Here is a 1975-nt window from a genome sequence, read left to right as displayed (position 1 = left end):
GTGTTTGGCACTACAGGCAATACCCAGCCTTACAAGTATAATGGTAAGGAGTTTGACACGAAGAAAGGGCTGAACTGGTATGATTATGGAGCACGTTATTATGATGCAGCATTAGGACGGTTTACAACGGTTGACCCTTCTTCTGAAAACTATTACGCTTTTAATCCTTATAGTTATTGTGTAAATAATCCGATTAAGTATATAGATCCTGATGGGAAAGATTTTATTATTTGGTATAAAGATTCCAATGGAAAGCAGGCTTATTTTTCTTTCAATGGAAAGAATGCAGCTATGGCACCTAATAATAGTTTTGTGAATGCTGTTGTTGAGGCTTATTTTTATAATAGTAAAAATGGTGGAGGAGAATATGCGCAAAAGATAGTTACAAATGCCAAATTGAAAGTTGGAATAGTAGAAAGCGATAAAGATAATAGGTTTGATTCTAGTGGTTTTATCCGTTTTAATCCAAATGCTGGTTTGAAGCTCAATGATGGCAATATTCTATCACCTGCTACAGGATTAGAGCATGAAGCTGCCCATGCATTTAATATGAAAACTAATAAAGTAGATGAATCACCAGATACTAGGTATGGGACAAAAGAAGAAAGAAGTGTTATTCAAGGTGCTGAATTAAAAACGGCAAAAGCTAATGGAGAACTTCCTTTAATGCATAAAGGGAGAATAAAACATAGCGAGGGGCAATGGGTTGTAACAAAATCTGTTACTTCAAATGTAGAATCTTCTTCTGTTGAATCCCAAGAGTTGAGAAATAGAATATTTAAATTTAGAAATAGCTGGACATCAGAATGAAAAGACAAATTTGTTTTCTAATATTAATTTCTTCCTTTTGTATTATCACATTAGGGCAAGAAGTAAAAAAAGTAAAATTGATATATGGTTCTCAAGGAGTATTGTTGCCTGTAAGTGCAAAGTGTACCCCACAAGGCTTTGAGCAGAGTTTTTATGAGAGTCTCAATTTCTTAACTACGTATGATGATATTTTTCTTGCTTGGTTTTCTTTTTATATGGAGCAATTAATTCCGGAAAGGAATATAGAGAAAGATATGGATCCACGTATTATGATTGTTGCATATCGTGATAGCTTACAAAATGATACTTTGTATTTAGGTGAATCTTATGGAATATTGAAAAATAGAGTAATGATGAAAGATGATAGTAATTTACTCAATCTAGTAAAGCGTAAAATAGGGTGGGGGATATCTCCTTTGCCCTCAGATTCGTTACTTTATCCTTCAATGTTGCCTTAATATAAATAGCTACTTGTTGTAGCGGATGTTGTTTATTCTTTGTTTTTGAGTATCAGAATCTTTAAATTGAATAAAATTAAAGGCTTTTTTGCTTATATTTTTTATCTTTGAAGTGAACCCTAAAAGTGTTTTATCTAACTTTTAGGGTTCGTTGTATCTAATCTCTTGGCTTTTCAGTATTCCCGATGCCCGTGGTCTGCTTACGGGCAGTGTTACGGAGCTGTCAGACGGGGGTACCGACCAGCTTTACAGTGTGCTGTATTATGATTCCCGTTCCCGTCTTATCCAGCGGTAAGTTTTGGTGGTAAGGATACGGTACGGAGTATACTGTCTATAACTTTACGGGGTAGCCCACGGAGCGTCGTCATGTTCATACAGTTTCCGGCAAGCCTTCCCGCAGTGAGACTTACACCTATGCTTATGACCTTGTCGGCAGGCTGCTGACCCTGAAGCATTAGGTTGACGGTTTAGGTGAGGTACCGCTTGCTACCTACGTTTATGATAATCTGGGTCGTTTACAGGCACGGTTCTGCCGTGAACAAGCAGTCGTACATTTACAATGTCCGTAGCTGGCTGACGGGCATCAGCGGTACATGCTTCACACATTGCTTCACACAGAACCTGTACTACAACACGGGTGTGGGTACTGCGAAGTGCAACGGCAGCATCAGCAGCATGACCTGGAAGTCCGGGAACGAAAGTACAGT

4 protein-coding genes are annotated in these 1975 nt (G+C 38.0%); all 4 read left to right on the top strand.

Annotation, left to right across the window (positions count from 1 at the left end):
- Positions 1–810, top strand: an 810-nt coding sequence (locus DW096_RS19160) for an RHS repeat-associated core domain-containing protein (RefSeq protein ID WP_199711495.1), incomplete at its 5' end; no start/stop codon positions are given.
- Complete coding sequence (locus DW096_RS19155; RefSeq protein WP_117652797.1) at positions 807–1268, top strand: hypothetical protein; 462 nt, start codon at positions 807–809, stop codon at positions 1266–1268. The genes DW096_RS19160 and DW096_RS19155, both read left to right, overlap by 4 nt.
- 151 nt (positions 1269–1419) lie before the next feature.
- Positions 1420–1563: a hypothetical protein gene (locus DW096_RS19345; protein WP_158560254.1), complete on the top strand. Its 144-nt coding sequence runs from the start codon at positions 1420–1422 to the stop codon at positions 1561–1563.
- Positions 1564–1766: 203 nt separating this feature from the next.
- Positions 1767–1975, top strand: a 209-nt coding sequence (locus DW096_RS19495) for a hypothetical protein (protein WP_199711494.1), incomplete at its 3' end; no start/stop codon positions are given.

The organism is Bacteroides sp. AM07-18 (assembly GCF_003602695.1).
In the GTDB taxonomy this organism is placed as follows: Bacteria; Bacteroidota; Bacteroidia; order Bacteroidales; family Bacteroidaceae; genus Bacteroides; species Bacteroides uniformis.
The sequence above is the reverse complement of the archived record's forward strand: the minus strand, read 5'-3'. Positions and strand labels throughout refer to the sequence as shown.